This is a genomic window from Rhodococcus sp. KBW08, from assembly GCF_003852455.1.
GTDB lineage: Bacteria > Actinomycetota > Actinomycetes > Mycobacteriales > Mycobacteriaceae > Rhodococcus_F > Rhodococcus_F baikonurensis.
Genome location: NZ_QAJJ01000013.1, coordinates 1 through 21,603, shown reverse-complemented (window position 1 = coordinate 21,603; position 21,603 = coordinate 1). Strand labels below are relative to the sequence as shown.

18 protein-coding genes and 1 pseudogene are annotated in these 21,603 nt (G+C 59.6%); 3 read left to right on the top strand and 16 right to left on the bottom strand.

What is annotated here, in order from left to right; translation table 11 throughout:
* Positions 1–5: 5 nt before the first annotated feature.
* From DBV08_RS17795 to DBV08_RS17730, 14 genes are all read right to left on the bottom strand, one after another.
* Positions 6–827, bottom strand: a complete 822-nt coding sequence (locus DBV08_RS17795; protein ID WP_124568285.1) for an enoyl-CoA hydratase — start codon at positions 825–827, stop codon at positions 6–8.
* Positions 827–2,047 carry a CaiB/BaiF CoA-transferase family protein gene (locus tag DBV08_RS17790; RefSeq protein ID WP_124568284.1) on the bottom strand — a complete coding sequence of 407 codons (1,221 nt, stop codon included), beginning with the start codon at positions 2,045–2,047 and terminating at the stop codon, positions 827–829. The genes DBV08_RS17795 and DBV08_RS17790 overlap by 1 nt, the downstream gene beginning before the upstream one ends.
* Positions 2,044–4,158, bottom strand: coding sequence for a 3-hydroxyacyl-CoA dehydrogenase NAD-binding domain-containing protein (locus tag DBV08_RS17785; protein ID WP_124568283.1), 2,115 nt, complete (start codon positions 4,156–4,158; stop codon positions 2,044–2,046). Before DBV08_RS17785 ends, DBV08_RS17790 begins: the two co-directional genes overlap by 4 nt.
* The gene (locus tag DBV08_RS17780) at positions 4,155–5,195 is read right to left on the bottom strand and encodes an acyl-CoA dehydrogenase family protein (RefSeq protein ID WP_124568282.1); all 1,041 of its coding nucleotides are present in this window, start codon (positions 5,193–5,195) and stop codon (positions 4,155–4,157) included. The genes DBV08_RS17785 and DBV08_RS17780 overlap by 4 nt, the downstream gene beginning before the upstream one ends.
* A complete protein-coding gene (locus tag DBV08_RS17775) occupies positions 5,192–6,304 on the bottom strand; it encodes an acyl-CoA dehydrogenase family protein (protein ID WP_124568281.1) in 1,113 nt (370 codons plus the stop codon). Before DBV08_RS17775 ends, DBV08_RS17780 begins: the two co-directional genes overlap by 4 nt.
* Positions 6,301–6,966, bottom strand: a complete 666-nt coding sequence (locus DBV08_RS17770) for a 3-oxoacid CoA-transferase subunit B (protein WP_124568280.1) — start codon at positions 6,964–6,966, stop codon at positions 6,301–6,303. The genes DBV08_RS17775 and DBV08_RS17770 overlap by 4 nt, the downstream gene beginning before the upstream one ends.
* The gene (locus DBV08_RS17765) at positions 6,967–7,656 is read right to left on the bottom strand and encodes a 3-oxoacid CoA-transferase subunit A (protein ID WP_124568279.1); all 690 of its coding nucleotides are present in this window, start codon (positions 7,654–7,656) and stop codon (positions 6,967–6,969) included. It lies immediately after the preceding gene.
* Positions 7,656–8,801 (bottom strand): acetyl-CoA acetyltransferase, encoded by a 1,146-nt coding sequence (locus DBV08_RS17760; RefSeq protein WP_124568278.1) that lies wholly within the window; start codon positions 8,799–8,801, stop codon positions 7,656–7,658. Before DBV08_RS17760 ends, DBV08_RS17765 begins: the two co-directional genes overlap by 1 nt.
* Entirely contained in the window at positions 8,798–9,142 is a 345-nt protein-coding gene (locus tag DBV08_RS17755) for a Zn-ribbon domain-containing OB-fold protein (protein WP_124568351.1), read from the bottom strand. Before DBV08_RS17755 ends, DBV08_RS17760 begins: the two co-directional genes overlap by 4 nt.
* A gap of 195 nt (positions 9,143–9,337) precedes the next feature.
* Positions 9,338–10,738, bottom strand: a complete 1,401-nt coding sequence (locus DBV08_RS17750) for an FAD-binding oxidoreductase (RefSeq protein WP_124568277.1) — start codon at positions 10,736–10,738, stop codon at positions 9,338–9,340.
* 3 nt (positions 10,739–10,741) lie between these two features.
* The gene (locus DBV08_RS17745; RefSeq protein WP_124568276.1) at positions 10,742–11,800 is read right to left on the bottom strand and encodes an ABC transporter substrate-binding protein; all 1,059 of its coding nucleotides are present in this window, start codon (positions 11,798–11,800) and stop codon (positions 10,742–10,744) included.
* Between the two features lie 118 nt (positions 11,801–11,918).
* Complete coding sequence (locus DBV08_RS17740; protein WP_185564686.1) at positions 11,919–12,659, bottom strand: ABC transporter permease; 741 nt, start codon at positions 12,657–12,659, stop codon at positions 11,919–11,921.
* 110 nt (positions 12,660–12,769) lie between these two features.
* Positions 12,770–13,558: an ABC transporter ATP-binding protein gene (locus DBV08_RS17735; protein ID WP_124568274.1), complete on the bottom strand. Its 789-nt coding sequence runs from the start codon at positions 13,556–13,558 to the stop codon at positions 12,770–12,772.
* A gap of 165 nt (positions 13,559–13,723) precedes the next feature.
* Positions 13,724–14,629, bottom strand: coding sequence for a LysR family transcriptional regulator (locus tag DBV08_RS17730; protein ID WP_124568350.1), 906 nt, complete (start codon positions 14,627–14,629; stop codon positions 13,724–13,726).
* A 261-nt stretch (positions 14,630–14,890) separates the two neighbouring features.
* Here DBV08_RS17730 and DBV08_RS17725 point away from each other — a divergent pair, with 261 nt between their 5' ends.
* Entirely contained in the window at positions 14,891–16,507 is a 1,617-nt protein-coding gene (locus DBV08_RS17725) for a thiamine pyrophosphate-binding protein (protein ID WP_124568273.1), read from the top strand.
* A 697-nt stretch (positions 16,508–17,204) separates the two neighbouring features.
* Positions 17,205–17,504, top strand: coding sequence for a hypothetical protein (locus DBV08_RS17720; RefSeq protein ID WP_124568272.1), 300 nt, complete (start codon positions 17,205–17,207; stop codon positions 17,502–17,504).
* A gap of 567 nt (positions 17,505–18,071) precedes the next feature.
* Here DBV08_RS17720 and DBV08_RS17715 read toward each other — a convergent pair.
* Entirely contained in the window at positions 18,072–18,872 is an 801-nt protein-coding gene (locus DBV08_RS17715; protein WP_260395625.1) for an NADPH-dependent F420 reductase, read from the bottom strand.
* 132 nt (positions 18,873–19,004) lie between these two features.
* Between DBV08_RS17715 and DBV08_RS17710 the strand changes: the two genes are divergently transcribed.
* Positions 19,005–19,643, top strand: coding sequence for a TetR/AcrR family transcriptional regulator (locus tag DBV08_RS17710; protein WP_124568271.1), 639 nt, complete (start codon positions 19,005–19,007; stop codon positions 19,641–19,643).
* A gap of 608 nt (positions 19,644–20,251) precedes the next feature.
* On the opposite strand, the pseudogene DBV08_RS32595 reads toward DBV08_RS17710, so the two are convergent.
* Positions 20,252–21,000, bottom strand: a pseudogene (locus DBV08_RS32595) (aldehyde dehydrogenase family protein).
* Between the last annotated feature and the right edge of the window lie 603 nt (positions 21,001–21,603).

Here is a 21,603-nt window from a genome sequence, read left to right as displayed (position 1 = left end):
TGCCGTTACAGGCTGTGTCCGGAGCCCGCTGAATCATGGTGACGCTTCCGCTCCACGAACTCACCCATGAAATGCTGAGGTTCCCCGGTTTCGAATGCTCGGCCGAACTCACTGACACTGTCTTCGATGGCGCCGTCGATGGACATGGTTCGCCACTTCCGCAGCAAACGCTTCTGTTGGGCGAGGACTTCCGGGCCAAATGCGCCCAACTTCGCGGCCAGCGCCCTAATCCGGTCATCTAACGTAGTGTCGGCAACTACTTCGTGGACGAGACCCCACTGCAAGGCGGTGTCCGCGTTGATGTTCTCGCATGACAGGAGGAAATAAGCCGCCCGTGATTCACCGACCAACGCAGGTAAGAGAGCAGAGTGAATAACCGATGGGATGCCCACTGATACTTCCGGCATGCCGTACATCGACGATTGGCCACCGATTCTAAGGTCGCAAGCCAATGCGACTTCGAGACCGCCACCCAGGCACCAGCCTGCCAGGCGTGCGATCACCGGCTGGCGCGCCTGCGTGATGGCGTCACACAGCCCCTTGAGCGAACGGATGAAAACTTCGCCAGTTCTCCTGTTCAATCGGGCCATCTCGAAGATGTCGCCTCCACCCATGAACGACGTGTCTCCGCTGCCGCGGAGAACAATGACCCGGACGTCGATCAATGCGGCCGTCTCCTGCACCGCTCGGGTCAAGTCAGCGATCATCGGTGTGCCCAGAACGTTCATCGACTTGGCGCCGACAAGTTCAATCCATGCAGTACCACCGTCGCGCCGAACCGTCGCATGTGCCCCAATCGACCTTACTGCATCCAAGTTGTCCGTCATTAGATGTTCTCCTTGTATTCGTCACGGCGGAAAGCCAATTCGGCCCGGATCTCGTTGTTGTGCTCTCCCAACCGGGGCGGTGCTGTTCCCACCGTGGAGCCGATGAGCATCGGGTTACGAACCATCGGCACAGAAGCCATACCCTCGCGACCAACTTCTACCCGCAAGTCACGATGCCGCACTTGGGGATCGTTGAAGACCTGGTCGAGGGTATTGATCGGCCCCCAGGGAACGCCGCTCTTCTCGAATAGTTCGATCCACTCAGCCGTGGGGCGACTTAGCATGAAGGCAGAGATTACCGGTCGGAGTGCAGCGATGTTCTGTAATCGACCAGCATTTGTCTGAAACCGTGAATCCTCCGAAAGTTCTTCGGATTCGACAACTTTGCAGAACCTGGCGAACTGGCCGTCGTTTCCGATTGCTAGGATAATGAACCCGTCTGTTGTTTCGAAGACCTCGTACGGTGCACAATTCGGATGGGCGTTTCCGCTTCGCGTCGGGGCAGTTCCCGAGACCAGGTAGTTCGACGCTTGATTGCCGTTGAGCGCCACCGCCACATCGAGAAGAGCGAGATCTACATAAGATCCCTCTCCGGTTCGACCCCGCTTATGCAGAGCGGCCAGAACCGATGTGGTCGCGTACATTCCGCACATCAGATCGATCACTGCCACTCCGGTACGGAAGGGGCCAGCGCCCGACGCACCGTCCTCAGGACCCGTATAACTCATCAACCCACCCATCCCCTGAAATACGTAGTCGTATCCCGGCCGATGAGCAAGCGGTCCATCCTGTCCGAACCCGGTAATCGCGAGATAGATCAGATCCGGCTTCACTTTTCGCAAGGATTCATATCCAAGACCACGCCGATCGAGGGTGCCCGCTCTGAAGTTCTCTACGACGATGTCTGCGTCGGCCACGAGCTCGAGAAGCACCTTCCTGTCCTCCTCGGCGTCAAGATCTAGTTCAAGAGAACGCTTTCCACGATTGCACGAGATGAAGTAGGCCGAGAATACGTCATTCGGATCCTTACTCAGAGGCAGAAATGGAGGACCCCATCCTCGGGTGTCGTCACCGACACCAGAGCGCTCGATCTTGATGACATCGGCACCGAGGTCGGCGAGATTCTGTGTGCACCAGGGGCCGGCCATGATTCGCGACAGGTCCACGACACGTACGCCTTCGAGTGCACCTTCCACTCCGTTGACGGGACTGTCGTTCATGACATCTCCCTGATGTCAAATGTCTCATGCCCTTGCTCGACGCATTCGACAAGCAACTGCGCTGGTCGCCAGTGCTCGCCGAATTGCTCGTGCAAAGCCCGGATCTGCTCGAGAACGGATCGCAGGCCCTCCTGCTCTGCCCAGAACATGGGGCCTCCGTAAGCGGCGGGGAAGCCGTACCCGTTGACGTAGACCACATCGATGTCACCGGAACGCGCGACGATTCCGTCACCCAATATCTTCGCTCCCTCATTGACCAGAGCCAGGATGCATCGGGACACAATTTCTGAGTCCTCGATCGGTGCACGTTCGATACCCGCTTCGTGCGCGACCTGGTCCACGATGTCGTCGACTACCGGATCGGCTCGGGGTATCCGACTACCATTCTCGTACCGGAACCAACCAGCGCCAGTCTTCTGGCCAAATCGCCCCCGCTCACACACGCGATCAGCAAGCTGTGAGTATCGCACCAGCGGCGATCGTGTGGGCGCGAGGCGTTTGCGCGCCGCCCAATTGATGTCAAGTCCTGCGAGATCCGCCACCGCAAACGGACCCATTGCCATACCGAAGTTCTTCATCGCGCGGTCGACTTGCTCCGGTGATGCTCCCTCTTCTACGAGAAACCATGTTTCCGACCAATACGGCGTGAGCATTCGATTGCCCACAAACCCTTCGCACACTCCGACCGTGACCGGTTTCTTGCCGATGGCAGTCGCCATGGCGACGCATGTCGCGAGGACGACGTCCGATGTGTCTGCGGCCGGGATCACTTCGAGTAGCTCCATGACGTTCGCCGGACTGAAGAAGTGAAGCCCGATCACTCGTGAGGGGTTCGCTGTCGTGCGCGCCAGTGCGGTCACGTCGAGCCTGGACGTATTGGTGGCAAGTATCGCGTCGGGTTTGCACACCGCGTCTAGCTTTGCAAACACTTCGGTCTTGACCGTCATATCCTCGAACACCGCTTCGACAACGAGATCAACCCCGCTCAGCCCGTCGAGTGACGTTACTGGTCGAATTCGCGCAGTCCGCAACTCCAGTTCGTCCTGGCTCAGCTTGCCGCGCGCGACCGACGCCGCGTAGGTGTCCGCTATCCGGCTGATACCTCGGCGCAGTCCGTCCTCGGACGCGTCGTGCATCAGGACAGCATGCCCGTGATCTGCGAACGCCATCGCGATCCCGACGCCCATCGTTCCTGCACCAATCACCCCGACAGCGCCCGTCGGCAGTCGAGTGCCGGGCAGACCGCGCAGGCTTGCCGCAGCCCGCTCAGCGAAGGACAGGTGACGCACAGCCTTCGATTCGCGAGAATTCACGAGCTCGTCGAAAACGGATCGCTCTCGGTCACACCCCGTCGGCAATTCTTCCGTCGTCGCGAACTCAACGCAGTCGATCGCAGCGAGCTGTGCGGTCGCCGTCCGATCTCGCCGACGCACCATTGTGCGCCGAACCTGGAAATCGAAATCCGTTGGGATCGAATCTGTTCGAGCAATGAAACCAGGATCTTGGCCACGGGCTGCCACGCTTTCCGCGAAACGAGTCGCCTCGTCCAACAAATTTTCCGGGTACACGGCTTGGAGAAGGCCAGATTCGTACGCATCCTCAGCGGAAACACGCCAGCCGAACTGAATCATGTCGAGTGCTGCTTCGACTCCGATCAACCGAGGCAGGTACTGCGTTCCGCCTGCGCCCGGTACGAGCCCCAGGGAGGTCTCGGTGAGCCCGAGGCGGGCGTCGGGACTGGCCACACGGAAATGACATCCCAGTGCTAATTCCAATGCGCCGCCGAAGGCATAACCGTGAATGGCGGCCACTACAGGGATGTGGAACGCCTGCAGTCGTTCGACTAACGACCGGAGAGTCGGTTCGCGGGTGGCGGCGGGGGTGTTGAACTGTGTGACATCGGCTCCGGCACTGAAGCCGTCACCGGCCCCGGTCAGCACCACGGCAGTGAGCGTCGGGTCGGCGGCGATTTCGTCGAGCATCGTGGCCAGACCCGCCCGGAGGTCGGCGCCGAGGCCGTTCACCGGTGGCTGGTCGATCGTCAGCACCACAACGGTGCCGCGGCGGTCCATCGTCACCGGAGACAACGAAGATGTTAAAGAGTCAGTCATTTCAATTCCTTGTCGGCGGTCAGGATGGTCAGTCGGGGTCTGCTTGCAGTCGAACGGAGGAAGCATTCACGAGAGGCTCGGGTGGACGACACGAGAGTGGTGCATTCCAGCAGCCGGCGAACCGAACGTCCAAGAGACAATTCGTCGACCATTCCCACGCCTCCGTGCAGTTGGATCGCAGTTTCTGCAGCTATGTGAGCGGCGCGGGCCCCCATTAGCCGCGCTGTTGCAACATAGACCGGGTCAGCTGCGGACCTAGCAGCACGCCAACTGACAGCACGCAACTGCTCGGAAACGACCCACCAGTCGACGAGGGCGTGTCGTGTTGCCTGTCGTGCAGCCAAAGGCGCACCGAACTGCACCCTCGTCTTCAGATGCTCTGCAGTTCGTTCCAGCCACCGTTCGTGGATTCCGACGGATTCACCTAGGAGCACAACGCCTGCGGCAGCGCCGGCAGCGGCGATGTCTCTCGAGTCCACGACCCCGACAACGTGTGCTTCGGCACCGGAGAACTTCACGGTCTCGAGCAACGTACGCGACTCGCGGCGTTCGATTCGCGGCCGCACGTGACCATCTCGAAGATCGACTACGAGGAGCGTTGCTCTGTCGGACTCCGCGGGACGAGTGGGCACGAGCAACCGCTGCACAGAGTCGGTTCCCTCGACCTGAAGGGTTCCCGACACCCTCAGTCCTTCACCGTCTTCGATGCACGTGAGGTCGGTCGAGTCCAACCCGCCGACGATCGTAGCTAGATCCGCATCCTGCTGCACTACACCGAGAAGAACATTCGCGGCCACCACCGAGGCGAGCGGGGTCGGACTACCTGCGCGGCCGGTCGCGTAGCCGCACAAGAACAAGCGTCGGGACCGTTCGTCGGGCAGCGCGTCATCAGCAAGCATGTCCTCGATCCCCACGCTCTGCAAAACACCCCAGGGACCGGCATCGTGCACTCCGCGTTCGGCGTCTTTGGTGAGCACGTCGACAAGCACGTGGCACAGGTCTATCTCGTCGGTGGTCAGACCGGGGAATCGAATCATTTGTATGCTCCCATCTTCCAAAGAACCGTGGCTGCCAGATCCTTCTGAACCTGTGTTGCACCACCGAAGATCGAGAACTTCCGGTCGTTAAGCAGAACGTCGATTGCTGACTCGACATCTGTCTGTTCTGTTGATGCGTTATCGAACGCTGCGCGTGAAATCGCCTGCGTTAGTTCTGCTGTGACAAGTTTCAGAGCCGGCGCTTCCGCGCCGTGACCGCTTCCGGAGTCCAAGGTCTCCAAATAGAAATCCCTCAGTTCGGTCAACGAATCGGAGTCGAGCGCGAGGTCCACGAAGTCGGCGTGCTTCGACTGACCGAACTGCGATTCGAGCGTATCGAGGAGCACCGCGAGGTCGCGGCGGTTCTTGCCGGCTCGCGCAGCACCCATACGCTCATGCGTGAGAAGAGCTTTCGCGCACAGCCAGCCTTCCCCGACCTCGCCTACAACACCATCGCTCGCCACGAAGACCTCGTCCAGAACAACTTCGTTCACCTCGTGCGAACCATCAATCAGGTAGAGGGGTCGGACGGTCACGCCCTGCGCGTCCATAGGTGTCAGCATGAAACTGATACCACGTTGTTTCTTCGGTTCGCGACTCGTCCGCGCCAACAGAAACATATGACTTGCTCGGTGCGCGTAGGTAGTCCACAACTTGGTTCCCGATACGACGAATCCACCATCCACCGCGCGGGCCGTAGTGCTGAGGGACGCGAGGTCGGAACCGGCCCCCGGCTCGGAGAATCCTTGACACCACCAGTGCGACCCATCGAGGATTTTCGGCAGGTAAGTCTCGCACTGCTGGGCTGTTCCGTGCTCCATCAGGACGGGGCCGAGCATTCGCAGACCGAACGGAAGAGTTTCCGGCGCACCCGCGAGGGCGCATTCGTCGTCGAATACCAGCCGCTGCTGCGCGGTCCAGCCCGGTCCGCCATACTCGACGGGCCACGACGGCGCAATCCATCCCTTGGCATGTAAGGCTTTGTGCCACTGCACCATCTCGGCGCGATCGAGCGCACGATTCCCGAGAACTCGGATTCGCGTGTCAGCATCGAGTTCGGTCGCGAGAAAGGCTCGGACCTCAGTCCTGAAATCGGCAAAGGTGTTCACGGGGTTCCCTCCCTGCCGTCGATGAGGTCGACTGGCGTGATGTCGTGGAGTTCGGCGAGAGTCGTGGTACCTACCAGCTCACGCACGACGAGTCCGGAGTCGGTGATGTCGATCGTCGCGCGATCTGTATAGATTCTGTCGACCACGCCGGCACCGGTCAGTGGCAACGAGCATTTGTCGACCAGACGCGGCTCGCCGGTCCGTGTGACGTGCTCCATGAGAACCCAGACCCGCTTGGCGCCGACCACGAGATCCATGGCGCCTCCGACGGCAGTCGCAACATCACTACGCCCCAACGACCAATTCGCGAGATCGCCGGTTGCCGATACCTGATAGGCGCCGAGTACGCAGTAGTCGAGATGTCCGCCTCTCATGATCGCGAAGGAGTCCGCATGGTGGAAATACGACGCACCGGGTTTGATGCTGATGGAGAGCTTCGACGCGTTAACGAGGTCTGGGTCGACCGTCTCGTCCTCGTCGAGAGACCGCATTCCGAGAATCCCATTCTCGGTGTGCACGAAGACGTCGTCTCGATCGCGTAGGTGGCCGAGGATCTCGACCGGCATACCGATGCCGAGGTTGATGTAGCAACCGTCGGGGATGTCCTTGGCGGCCCGTTCGACGATTCTTTTCCTGTTTTGCGAGAGCTTGTTTCGCGTCATCTAATTTCTCCCTTGGCCGGGTTCGTCGACCACGACTCGGTCGACGAAGATTCCCGGAGTCACGACATGTTCCGGGTCGAGTTCACCGATGTCGGCACGGCGGGGCACCGAGACGATCGTCGTGGTCGAGGCTGCGCACATCAGCGGCCCAAAGTTTCGGCCAGCTTTGCGGTACACGACGTTGCCCAACTGATCTGAACGATCGCCACGGACCAAGGCGAAGTCTGCAGGCAATGGCTTCTCGAATACATGTCCCCGGCCCGCGATCATTCGTGTCTCCTTGCCGGCGGCCAATTCGGTACCGAATGAGGTCGGGGTGAAGAAGCCGCCGATTCCCGCGCCGGCCGCTCTGATACGTTCCGCGAGGGTTCCCTGCGGTACACATTCATACGTCAGCTTGCCCGCAGCGAAAGCCTCGTCGAAGGCGTGACTATGAGCACCGCGTGGGTACGAAGCGATTAGGTGGCGAACGTGTCCTGCCGCAATGAGGGCGGCCAGGCCGGTGTCGCCGGTGCCTGCATTGTTGCAGATGATCGTCAGGTCTCGGGCGCCCAGATCCAAAAGTACATCGAGTAAGTGCGAAGGCTGGCCACTGAGCCCGAATCCACTGACCTGAATGGACGCACCGTCGGGGATATCCGAGAGTGCGTCGTACGCCGATCGTGCGAACTTGTCGGTGGTAGCAGTCATCATCGCCTCCTGGAGAGGATTGCAGTTGCCTGGCTGGACAGCACTCCGCCGTTTCCGTGGACAAGCGCGAGTTCGGCGTCGGCTACTTGACGGACATCCGCCTCGCCTCGAAGCTGGCATGCTGCCTCGACGATCAGGAACGCGCTGTACATTCCCGCATGGCCGAAAGACAGTCCGCCACCATTTGTGTTGGTGGGCAACGATCCACCTGGACCGAGCCGACCGTTTTCCACGAACGCCCCACCCTCACCCTTCGCACAGAAGCCGAGATCCTCGAGAAACAGAATAGGGTTGATGGTGAACGCATCGTAAAGTTCGAGAATGTCGATGTCGGCCGGTGTGACACCGGCTTCGCGAAAGGCTGTTGTTCCAGATTCCGTTGCAGCAGTGACTGTCAAATCCGGCATGCTGGATATCTGACGGTGCCAATGCGCGTGTCCTACCCCAAGCACGTCGATTGGACTGTCGTGGAGATCCGTCGCACGTTCAGACGAGGTCACGACGAAGGCAGCTGCCCCATCTGTGACAAGGCAGCAGTCACGAACCGTGAGTGGATCGGATACCAGAGGAGATGCCAAAACGTCCTCGATTGACAATGGATCCCGCGCGAACGCTTCGGGGTTGAGACGAGCCCAATCGCGTGCGGCAACGGCGACGGCTGCCAGCTGCTCTCGTGTCGTACCGAATTGGTGCATGTGTCGAGCTGCGGCAAGCGCGTAACTGGTGACCGGGTTGAAAGGTTTGTAGGGATGCTCGTAGACCTGCGGATCCAAAAGTGCTCGCATCCGGTTGATCTCGGAGGAGCTCGGCGCGCTACGCGGCGTATCCCCGTAAGTAATCAGGACGTGGTTGCACTCGCCCGCAGCAATCGCCCGACGCGCGGTGAGCAGATCTATTACGAACGACGAACCGCCGAACATTGTGGTTTCGGTGAATCGCGGTCTGACGCCGAGGTATTCAGCCGTTCGGAGCGCCCACCACGGTGATGTGAGGCTTGAGGTGATCAGTCCGTCCACCTCGGACATCTTCAGACCGCTCTTATTTACCGCTTCGACTGCTGCGAGGGCGATGATTTCCTGGTCAGTCCGGCCACCAGCGTGCCCCAGCCCGGCTTGTGCGACGCCGAGGATTGCCGCTCCCGTCATCGTGATCCCCCAATTCCGGGGGTGAAGATCACCAGCGGTGTACCGCCGTCATCGATGATGAACGCGGTCACGCGCATACCGATCGCCACGTGCTCGGGCTCGATCTCCTCGACGCGCGACATCATTCGTGGACCTTCATCCAGGTCGATGAGTGCGATGTTGCGCATGGCGGCTCGGGACCGAACCACAGTGGTCGAGTAGACAGTGCCGAGTCCGCTCGCAGGAACCCACCGGAGCTCACGCGAGGCACAGAACGGACACACTGCCCGAGGATAGAAGTGGGGTAACGAGCAACGCATACAGTGAAGCAACGAAAACGTTCCCTCACGCAGAGCGGCCATGTATTCGGCCTGCACGGCGTTCTTTGACAACAAGACTCAATCCTTACTTGTTCGCGGTGGATGCACACGACCTGTCGATGGTATGCACTAGTGCGGAGGGAAGCGATGACAAAAAATCGAACGGCGACTTATTGAAATTAGTTGGGGCCGAATTTGATTGATGCCGGGTGCGTAGTAACGGTGGGCGCGATGAACTCAGAAGCCGACACCCGGATTGAGAAGCCCCAGGGGATCGAAGATCTGTTTGAGTCGGCGGGTCACATCGACGACCTCTGCTCCCAGTTGCTCTTCCACCATGAATCGTTTCGAGCGGCCCACACCATGCTCCCCCGTGATGGTGCCGCCATGGGCAATTGCTATTCGCATGATTTTCTCGAATACATCCCGGGCTTTCCCGGTGTCGAGTTCGTCAGTGCTGTCGTAGAAGATCGTCGGATGCAGGTTACCGTCGCCTGCATGCGCCACGACGGACACGAGCATGTCTGATTCATTGCCGATTTGCTCGATACGAGCTAGTACTGCCGCGAGGGACCCGACAGGCACGGCAACATCTTCCGACAGACGAGTCCCGCGCCGTTCGTGTGCCGCGCCGACCGATCGACGCGCTTCGACCAGCAACTCACCATCTTTCGGGTCCTCGGTGAGGTGCACCTCGATCGCGCCGTGTTGGGCCGCAATCAACTCGATCGCGCGGGCGTCCGCCACCCGGTCGCACTGGGCGATCAGCAGAGCAGACGACGTACGGTCCAGCCCCATGGGCCGATAGTCCTCGAGCAGGCCGATACAGACGCGGTCGAGAAGTTCCATCATCGACGGACGGACGGTCCGCCCGACATCGACCACGGTCTCACCCGCTTCGTGCAGTGTCCGGAAAGTCGCGACCACGGTGGACGGGGTTGCCGGTGGGGGGACCAGACGGAGGGTCGCACCGACGATGACCCCCAAGGTTCCCTCGCTGCCGACGAACAATTGCGTCAACGGAAGCCCTGCCACATTCTTGATGGTTGCGCCGCCCAGCCGGAGAAGCCGCCCATCCGCGAGCACGACGTCCAGTCCAAGCACATACGTCGAGGTGACGCCGTACTTGACGCAACACAACCCGCCAGCATTTGTTGCCAGGTTTCCCCCAATGCTCGAGATCTCAAACGACGCAGGATCAGGTGCATAGTGCAGGCCCTCGGTAGCTGCCGCCCTCTTGACATCGCCGGTCAGTGCCCCTGGCTGCACATACACGACCCTCGACCGTCCGTCGACATCGATGTGCTTCATTGCCTCTGTTGACAAGATCAGTGCACCGTCGAGCGCTTGCGCTCCACCCGACAAACCAGTGCCGGCTCCGCGGGTAATTACGGGCACACGATGTTCGGTAGCCCATCGCAGGCATGCCTGGACGTCCTCTGTGGTCTCGGGCCTGGCCGCTGCCAACGGTCTGCCCGCTCTGCCGTATCGAATGTGGTCATACCGATACTTTTCCAGCATTGATTGTTGTGTCACAACCCTTTTCGGAATAACAGATTCGAGTTTTTCGATGGCAGTCTGGTTGGCGACTTGCGCTGTTGGTGACGGCGTTTCTTCGACGCGTTCATCGAGTGACATACGTCAGGGTGTCCAGTTCGCGGCCTCGCGTTCGATAGCTGCTGTATCGAAATCATTGGCCTCCGTGTTTATCTCGAGGTCGACGATCTTGTCGACGTCCACGGATCCTTCGGTGATCTGATACTGCTGAAAGTAGTCGGCAGCTGCTTGAACCCGGTCCGGGGTGAGGAAGCCGCGCATACCGCTGTCACCGACGGCGAAGCGATTGGCCCATCCATTCGCGACGATCTGCTTGCTCTGCGCGAGTACTGCTGCGCGTTCGGTGTCGGTCGGCTTCTGATCGTTGAAGCGGTTCCAATAGATCTGAATGGAGGCTTCGGGATTCGCCAGTGAGAACACCATTCCCTCGTAGGTCCCCTTCAGGAAGGCGACAACTTCGTCTCGACGTTTCTCCAGAACGTCGTCAGTCGTGACATAGGCCAAGGAACCAGGAACTTCGTCGAGTTCCGAAGGCAGTGGACGCAATGCATCCTGCGTCAACGTGCCGACGATGTCGAGGGGCCCGTCGTACGACGAATAGGCACTCACGCGACCGGAATCGAGCGCCTCTGCTGCCTGGGTACCAGTGCCGATCGGAAGCCATTCGACATCACTGTCGGGATCAAGTCCCGCAGCGCGCACGATCGATCGACCGTAGGTGTAGGAACCGGATGTCAGTGAGACGACACCAATTTTTTGTCCACGAAGATCGTCGATGGAATCGATGGCTGTGCTTTCCGGCACCGCCAACCGCCATATGTTTTTGGGAGTGAGCGATACCACGCGCAGACTTGGGTTCCGTGCGGCTGTGGAGTATGCGGCGTCAACGCCGGACTGCACGATGTCGGCTCTACCGCTGAGTAGAAGCTGCAATGCCGCGGTCGATCCGTCGGCGTGCTCAACTTGCACGTCCACACCCGCATCCTTCCAGTAGCCGTTGACCTCTGGCACAACCGAATACGGCGACATCACGACAGTGGGAAGTGCAGCGCCGACGTTGTAAACGAATGGCCCCCCGACTTCAGAACTACCGCTACAACTAGTCAGTGTGAACACCAGGGCTGCTCCGGCCGCGACAGCCATGGCGCCACATTTGCGAACTTGCTTGATCAATTGAAATCTCCATTCGTGTAAGAGCTCCAGGACACGTTGCACCGAACAGGACGCGTGTGCCCGGCTGCCGCCTTCGATTTCGAGTAGGTCAGCCGTTACGGCTCGGTGGTGCAATGCTTCTCGGAAGAACCCGGCGGAGAAGTTGAACAGCACCACGAAGCGTCACGCCCGCAATTGCCAGAAGTATCAGAGCCGCGAACATGGACGCAGAGTCTCCGTAACCCTGCCGCTCCACCAACAGGTATCCAAGTCCCGATTGCGCACCGACCAATTCGGCAGCCACCGCACCGAGTAGCGCAAGAACGATCGCCACGTCCAGTGACGGAAAGATGTAGGACATCGCGTTCGGGAGTCGCAGGTAGCGCATTTCCTGCCATTTGCTGGCACGTACGGAGCGCATCAGGTTGTGCTCGTCGGGGTCCAGCGCCGTAAAACCGGCGATCGATGCGGTCATAACCGGGAAATACGCCAGTAGCGCTGCAACGACGATCTTAGGTTCAGTTCCGTAGCCGAGTGCGACAACCAACAATGGGGCGATCGCGATCTTCGGAAAGCTTTGTAGCGCAATGATGAACGGATACGCAGCTTGGTATAGAGGCTTGACGAAGGCGAATACCGCGCCCAGGATCAATCCCGTTGATGTACCGATGACAAACCCCATCACCATCTCGTACATCGTGATACCGATGTGCTCCCACCACAGTCCGCCGATGACACCACGATCCAGTGCTTCCAACACGTCGGAAGGGGGAGGCAGGAGCAAGGGGGAGACGCTTCCCCATTCGGCCGCGGACCACCACGCGGCGATCAGGACACCGACGAAGGTCAAGGGCAACACGATGCGGCCGAATATGTCACTGCCTCGAGTCGGCGCTTGAACAGGCGACCGAGTCGGTTTCTCCTCGATTGGCGCGCTGCCAGAGGTCGCGGTCGTCGTTGTCATACGGAGGTCCCTTTCGTGGCAGCGACGGGCTGGTCGATCATTCGGCGAATGTCGGCCGTAACAGAGTGAAAGTCGGGGTCCGTTCGTAGCGAATGAGTGCGCGGACGGGGGAACGGGATCTCGACGACTTCGCGCAGTGCACCGGGCTGTGTCGTCATCACACCGACCCGGTCCGAGAGGTATGCCGCTTCAGCAATGTTGTGGGTGATGAACAGCACTGTCTTGGGCCTGTCGGTCCACAGCTTCAGAAGCTCGTCTTGCAATGTTTCCCGCGTGAACTCGTCTAGCGCGCTGAAAGGTTCGTCCATAAGCAGTACGTCGGGATCGGACACAAGGGCGCGCACGATGGACGCTCGTTGCTGCATACCTCCGGACAACTCCGTCGGATAGCGATCTGCAACTTTGGACAATCCCGCGAGCTCCAGGTAGTGCGTTGCGCGGTCAAGAGCGGCCCGGTCAAGGCGCTTGTTGATCTTCGCAGGCAGGCACACATTGTCGAAGACAGTGAGCCACCGCAACAGCGTCGCGCGCTGAAAGACGATGCTGGTGGAGTCCCGTGGCCGATCGACGACGTCGGCTCCAAACTTTACCTGTCCGGTGGTCGCTGGGAGGAGACCAGCGAGAATGTTCAGCAGCGTCGACTTCCCACATCCGCTGGGTCCGACAAGTGAGAAAAATTCTCCGGGTCGAATAAAGAGGTCGGTCTCGGCGAGCGCGAGTACGCCGCCGTCCTTCCCTCCGCCATAGGTCTTGCTGACCTGGTCGATTGCGATGGCACGAGCCACGAGCTACCCCTTCGATCTGTGATGGCGATGGTCACGCCGCTCCACTGATGTGGTCTCGGCCACTGTATGGACGGGGGGCGATGACATCCATCTCACAAATTCGAACGCGCTCTTCGGTATTCGCGATGCAGCTCTTTCAGCTGGGCGCTTGCCGAAGATGAGCCATTAGAGGCCGGCTTCCGTCTTGCGATCGTTGAGCAGGAACGACACGAAGGACTCGACGTACCCGGGAACGTTTCCGTCTTTCAACGTCACGATGCTCAACTGTCGTGACGCCCAGCTCTCACGGAGTCGGACGACTTCCAGACGACCTCGATTCGCCGAGGTGCGCACAACGCTTCTCGGCACAAGCGAGACTCCAATCCCGTCTGCGACGAGAGCCAACACGGCCTCGAACGACGGGACATGGAGCCGGGCTGGCACACGACGACCTAACTTCTGCGCTGAATCTGAAAGGAACGCGAAATTACTGCTGGAACGACTCAGACAGACGAACTCGTGATCGAGTGCCTCTTCGAACGAAACGAGCCCTCTCTGGGCCAGCTCGTGTCCGACAGGCGCAACCAGAATCAACTCGTCAGTCACGTACGAATGAGTGCGTACAACACTGGATTCGACCGAGCCCGCCATCACTCCGACCTCGAACTCACTCGTCGCGATCGCGGACGGGATCATCTCGCTCTGACGTTCAACCATCTCGATGTTGATCCCGGGATACGCGATCAGGAAGCGGCCGAGAACCGGTACCAGGTACCCGTGCATCGAACTGCTGTTGGCCGCGAGCTTGATACGGCCACGCAGTCCGGATGAAAATCTCGACACATCGCTGTCCATTACCTCGACCGACCCGAGGATCACCGACACGTGCTCTAGTAAGACTTCTCCGGCTGGCGTGAGTTTCATACCGGTCGCGATGCGCTCGAAAAGAGGCGCTCCCAGGGCATGCTCGAGATTCTTCAGTCGGTAACTGGTCGACGACGGGCTGAGAAACAGGCCTGCGGCGGCCACCGAGAGATTGCCGCTGTCTGCGATCGCTTTGAATACCCGGAGATCGGTCAACTCGTAACGCATCTTCGCACCCAACCCAATCACTGTTCGTTCGGAGAGGAATCCGAATCGAAACGGATTATCTCCTGGACTTCCACTATTCCCGACAACTGCATTGGATGCCCGGCCGTTCGGAATAGCCGGACAACAGATTCGAAATCTTGTGATCGTCATCATGGCCGGCAAGTTCTAGTCTCGATTGTCGAACGAGACCACCGTTGCGGTCTCGTTGCAGGGCGGACCACCTACCGCCGACGCTGCCGCCGCTGGAGAACAGGACAGAATATGAAGAGTTATCACGTTTTGGCGGAAGCACTCCAGAAACACGGGATCGACACCTTGTACGGTCTGACCGGGAATGCAAACATGCATTACGTCGCCGCCTTCCGCGATGCGGGACACCGTTTTGTGTCAGCCGTTCACGAGGGCGGCGCAGTCGGCATGGCGGACGCGCACGCTCGCCTGACCGGTGAAGTCGCAGTCGCGAGCGTGACGTACGGGCCCGCACTGACGAACACGATGACAGCGCTGACCGAAGCCACTCGCTTCAAGACCCCTCTCGTATTGATCACAGGTGACACCCCACCAGAGCCGACGTACTTCCAACGCGTCGATATCGCGGCAGTCGCAAAGGCGGCAGGCGCGGGTTACGAGCGCATATACACACCCGGCAGCATCGTTCGTGATCTAAACCGCGCGATACGCCGTTCGGCCGCCGAGTCTCGGCCGATCGTCCTGGACGCACCCGTCGAGATATTGACATCCGACGCACAACCACAAGCGGAGGTCCACCGGCAGCGCACCGCAGCTTCTACCGGGGTTGCTCTCGACGACCTCGACGGTGCGTTGGGCATTCTCGTATCTGCGGCGCGCCCGGTGTTAGTGGCGGGACGAGGCGCGGTGCAGTCGGACGCCGCAAAGCAGATTGTGGCGCTAGCGGAGTCCTGCGGCGCCGCATTGGCGACCACAGCACTTGCCCGCGAACTGTTTGCGGGCCATCCACGCAATATCGGGATCATGGGTAGCCTAACCCGTGGACCGGCAAACGACGTACTGAACGAGTCTGATTGCATCGTGGCGTTCGGCGCAGGCTTGAACTCTTACACCACGTACAACGGCGAGCTCACACGCGGCAAGAGAATCGTCCACATCGATACCGACGCAGCAGTCTTGGACAACTACGTACCGGTCGACGAAGGTGTGATCGGCGACGCACGGGACGTCGCACAAGCCCTCGGTACCGCGCTTCGCGCAGCAGGGATCGACTCGGCCAATCAAGGCTGGCGAACCCGTGTCGAGGCTCGAATGGCAACGCGAAACCTAGAAGACGAATACGTGGATCGTTCCACGGACACAACGCTCGACATTCGCACGGCAGCAAGATATCTCAATATCGTACTTCCGAAAAACCGCACCTTGGTGAGCGATATTGGACGCTACGTCCATGGAGCGTGGCCGTACATTGAAGTAGCCACTCCGGGACACTTCGTGTGTACTGGCGCGTTCGGCTCGATCGGCCTGGGTTTGGCAGCGAGCATCGGAGCGGCAGTAGCCCTCCCAGACCAGCCCGTAACACTGCTGGTAGGAGACGGAGGTTTGATGATGAATGTCGGCGAAATCAGTACAGCGGTATCCGAGAGGCTTCCGATCATCGTGGTGTGCTTCAACGATCGCGCTTATGGCGCTGAGCACCACCTGTTTGCAGCACTCGGCTTCGATACGACGTACACGCTAACCGACTACCCCGACCTGAAAGCAGTCATGACGACGATGGGTGTCGAAGCCTACGATGTCAGCACTATCGACGACTTAGAGCAAATACGTGAGCACTTGCAGTCCCCCGCCGGCCCGGTATTCCTGAATGTTCACCTAGACCCGGAAGTCAACGTCGTCGAGGGCTGAGCCGCGAAGCAGGAGCGTCCTGCCACCGGGCGACAAAGGGCAGAATGACGCCGGCTCAGCTGAGGAGCCCCGTACGGGTAGGCGGGCCGGCAGCGTTACGCCTCGAACCAAGCAGCGCACGATGTATTCCCCGAGCAGAGTTCTTGTCGAGGGGCCAGTTCGGCGAGAAACACCATGGGGAGCGCTGCGCATTGAACGCCACCGAATGCTTGTCTAACGCGGTCTCACTGCGCCACTTTGCGAATGAGCAGAACTGTCTCGGTGGTCACCATGCGTGCCCGGCATGTACACCGTTGGCCGCCACATTGACTCCTGGTTCTACCCAGCCGAGATCAAGTACGGTCACCACAAAGTAGACGCGCACGGAGTCAACGCCGGTGCATCTGGCCACGATGGGCGCGGCAGAACGTGCATTCCCTGCGTCGCCGGTGGTGCAAGGACATGCAACCTCGAAGAACTACCGAGGACCACGAATAAATATCCGAAGAAGTTATACAGCAACGCAGTTGGCGCACCCTTAGCGTGCAACGCCGGATGGACCGCCTTCCCCACTCGACGGTGGGAAAGCAGTCGCCAGAACCTCCAGAAGGTCTACCGGACCGCGCTCGAGGCAACACAGCGTTCCGGCAGGACGCAATCCGAGCGGATAACAACGTCCGCGTGACCAGCCAAAGTGGGCGCACACCAAGGTCATGACGTGAACAACACTGCCCGAGACGATAATCGCAGCGATCGGTACAACGCCCACCCCGGGCACCAGCCCGCCCGCACCCGTTTCACGCGCGCCGTGCCGAGCCCGGAAGTCGTCGCAGCCGCGGTGTACCTGTTAGCCCAGCCCGACGCATACCTCTGTCGTCGCCGATACCTCGACCTGATTACACAAACCCCCGGGCCCGACGGCACGCTGGTTACCGACTACACCGCTGCGGAACGCTACCTTCTCAACACGGCGGCCAGTCATCAACAGCACCGCCACCCGCAAGACGGCCGCCATTGATGGGCAGACGCTGACATGATCACAGTGCCACGGACGGGCAATCGTAGAGATCCCGCAACCTACCGCACAGCCCCTGACCGAACCTCAGAACTTGTCGCGCCAGGTTTACACCACCCGGAAACACGTCACGCCAACCGATCCCGGATGTCCACCTCCCCTAGGTGATCTGGCAAGAAGGCGAACGAGGAGTATGACCCAACAACAGGGAATCGGCGCCTAGAGTCGGAACAATTCGGAAAGATCCCGCGGACATCCCCAGGCCGTCGGCACAGCCAGCCGGGCGTTGTCGCGTCGTGATCTGCCACCAAACATGCTCGACCTTCTCGCAAGCCTCTAACGGTGACAACAACTCTTGCTTTCAATCTCGAGATCGAGTGGTCTGCGCGGGCACGCCGCTGTGGAGAACGAATTCAACCATCTTCTCCGTGCGGCTCGCACAGACGGTGCAGCGGTTGGGCTCTCGGCTTTCGGCGAGCTGGATAATCCTCGCATCAGGGAAGGTGTTGCTGCCCGTAGATTGGCAGTCTCCCCATGAGAAGTCGGAGCCTGAAACAGACTGTTAATTTGCTATTCGTTCCAGTTCGGATCGGCACCCGCACGAAATGAGGAAACGTCCTCCGGAACGTACCCGCCCGCCGTCCCCCGTACCGTTCCGTCGACAAGCCCACGTACCGTGGCAGCCGAAACCGGTACGCCCGGTGTTTCGGTGAACCATCGGTACGCCTCTTCAGGTGTGCCCCCTTCTGGAGGATGGGCTGGGAAATACGGCTTCACATAGACCGGAGTTTCAGGTTCACTGCGCCAACTTTCGGACAGTGTTCCAATGTCCACCGCGTCGTAGCCGAGGAGATTCAGAACATAAGTGACGTCCGATTTCGCCTGCTCGTCGTTGCCCGCGATGGGAACAGCACTGCGCTCATCACTTCCGGATAGCCTCGCCAGTGTGAACAGGCGCCGAAAGTCAATATTATTGAAGGCCTTGACAATACGTGAGCGATCCAGATGCCGCTGTACAAGTTCACTGGAAGTGCTTGCAAATGAATCCAATTCCGCGATGCGCCCATCCCTTTGCGGGTAGTAGTTCATAGTGTCGATGACTATCTTCCCAGCCGCGGCGGCAGCGGGCAATGACTTGTATGCACTCAACGGTATCGTCGCGACAACGATATCTCCCGCCTTTGCAGCTTCGGAAGGAGTCGACGCCTTCGCGCGACTACCGAGCTCGGCCACCAGCGGGTCGAGACTTCCCGGCCCACTCGAATTGCTCAGCACGACATCCATGCCCGCGCCGATCGCGAGGCGAGCGATCGCACTGCCAATCATTCCACTGCCGATCAATCCCAGAGTTCGTGTCATCGACCGCTCCATCCTGTTCCCCGCAGCCCACCCTCGATCCGACCACGACGAGCACCGGAACGAAAGTGGCAGTTGACTGCCATTTGCGACTGAGCCCGACCATAACATAAGTGGCAGCACACTGACACTTGCTAAGATTCGGATGTGAACGCCGACGACGACCGACATCTACGCACCGATGCGGCACGCAACGCCGCCCGCATCGTCGACGCCGCTCGAGTGGTCTTCGCGAATCTCGGGCCAGATGCGCCACTAGAAGCCATTGCACGGCAAGCAGGCATAGGGATCCGCACCCTCTACCGGCGTTTCCCGACCAAGGAAGACCTGCTGCGAGCAGTACTCGACAAGAGCATTGCAGAAAATCTGACGCCGGCGATTGAGCAGTCGCTCGTCGACAGCGACGCCAGGAACGGACTCAAGACACTAGTTGAGGCCTCGATGTCTCTTGTACTCCGAGAACACAATATTCTTTCCGCCGCAAGCAATGCGGGCGCACTCACCGCGGAGGTGACTGCCCCCTTCATGGACTCGATTACCGATCTCACCCTCCGTGCACAACAATCTGGTTCGATCAGAGCCGATCTCGAACCGGAGGATATGAACGCGATCCTCGGGATGCTCACGAGTTCGCTGTGGAATGCTACCGCCAGAACAGTCGATTGGCGCCGCAACGTCGCACTCGTCTTCGACGGTTTGTCACCAGAAGGCGCGAGTCCGCTCCCCTCTGCCACCCACCACAGTCGGTGCAGCGGTCCGTTCGATACGGTGCCCGGAAATAATTGAACGCAATTGCAAAGGCTCGCCGTGCGTCCACCCACAGCGATGTGTGCCGCACATCGAACACGCGATCACGCTTGCCAAACCGCAGCGATGCAACCGGGTACGAAGGCTACAGCTGATACCGGCACCCCGACGATGGAATGCAACATTGGGTTCAGCGACCAAAAATCCGATGTGCTCGGACTTGAGGTAAGACGAGTCGGTTGCCGGTCGAGCCATAGTCAAAAGACGGTCGTTCCAATGTTGCTGCGCATCATCAACGACAGCATCATCGGTGGCGGCGAGCTACTCTCACCGGACCAGCCTTCATTGCCGCAAGCAATATCGCGGTAGTCGCCCAGTCCACCACCGCAGGCACCCACTGAAGGCTGGCGGTCCGGTTGATCTATCGCCTGCACAGTATACTACGAAATAAATTGCAAGATAACATGTTTCGAACCACTCGCCCAGACGTGGCACCACATTGATTCCGACGACGAGAAGGTCAACGGTTTGGTGAATTCGCCCAAGAAGAGGCGGGCCTGTGGAGCACCGATCACTTCGAACACGACATCCGCTTTTGGAGTCAGGGTTTCGCAGGATTCCTCGCCTCGGTCTCGCAATCAGCGAAATCAGATTGTCGCTGCTCCTCGTCCTGGGCCGACGATAACGTGCGGTTCGGTGAACCCGTAGTACCCCCAGACGCCGTTCTCGACGCCTATCCCGCTCCACTTCCTGCCACTGAACGGTAGGTCCATTCTCAAACCGCCGCTATGTGCATTCACAGAAACCTGACCGCAATCGAGACGAGCTACGAGTCTGTATGCACTCTCCAGATCAGCACTCCACACCGACGCAATGAGACCATACGGTGAATTATTCGCGCGCAGTACCGCCTCGTCCTCGTCGCGGAAGGTCAGTACCGGAATGACGGGCCCAAACTGTTCTTCCGCTACGACTGGCATGTCATCTGTCACGCAATCGACAATCATCGGCGGATAGAAGTATCCGGCGCGATCGAGCGGAGTTCCGCCCGCCACCACGCGACCACCCCGACGTACGGCGTCGTCCACGAGCCCCTTCACGCGTTCAAACTGGGCTACGTTGTTTATCGTCCCAACTCTGCGCCTTCAGCCATCCCGTCATCGACCCGGGTGTTCCGCGCAAGTACTGCGAGCTTTTCGACGAGCTCGTCCGCGATGCTCTCATGAACATAGATTCGCTTGATCGCGTGACAAGTCTGTCCGTTGTTGGCAAACGCCTCGGCGAAAACGCCGGCGGCGGTTTCCTGTAATGGCGCTTCGGACAGAACAATTGCTGGATCGTTTCCGCCCAAATCGAGGGTAAGTCGCTTGAGATTCTTGGCCGCACTAGCCGCCACTCGCTTGCCTGTCTCTCACGAAAAATATCCCGACGACCGCCCCTACGTTGCACAGGTCCTGAACGATCCGCACTTGCACCAGGACATCCGTCAGGCGATGCCGCAACGCGACGCTAACGACAGGCCAATATCGGTCGTGAAATCGCCGAAGGAATCCTCGACGAGTAACGCTAGGCGACAGATACTGTCGTTTCCGCGCATATCTCTCGATCCGCCACCCAGATTTCACTCGTCCGAGGTGCGTTGGGCTGGACAATCTATGATCGCTACCGAGTCACTCGACATGAGCTCGCGGTGCGAATGGGTGGCGAACATCTCCACACGGCCGCAAGCAGTAACAAGAAGTCGTCGGTGTCACTCCCACGTCACCTCAGTCCGAGAAGGCACTCCCTTCGACTTCATCACCTACCACGCACGCCTCGAACGCTCAGCGCGAGCAGATCGCACCGCAGTGCTGCGACCAAGACCTTGACCCCACCCTCCTAGATCTGACATAAACCGATACGCAGTCGGCGAAGATTCCACACTCTATTCGCCTGGATGACACGTCGAACGCGCGAGTTTCCATGGGCGGACGGGTAACTGAGATATCGCCGTTACCCT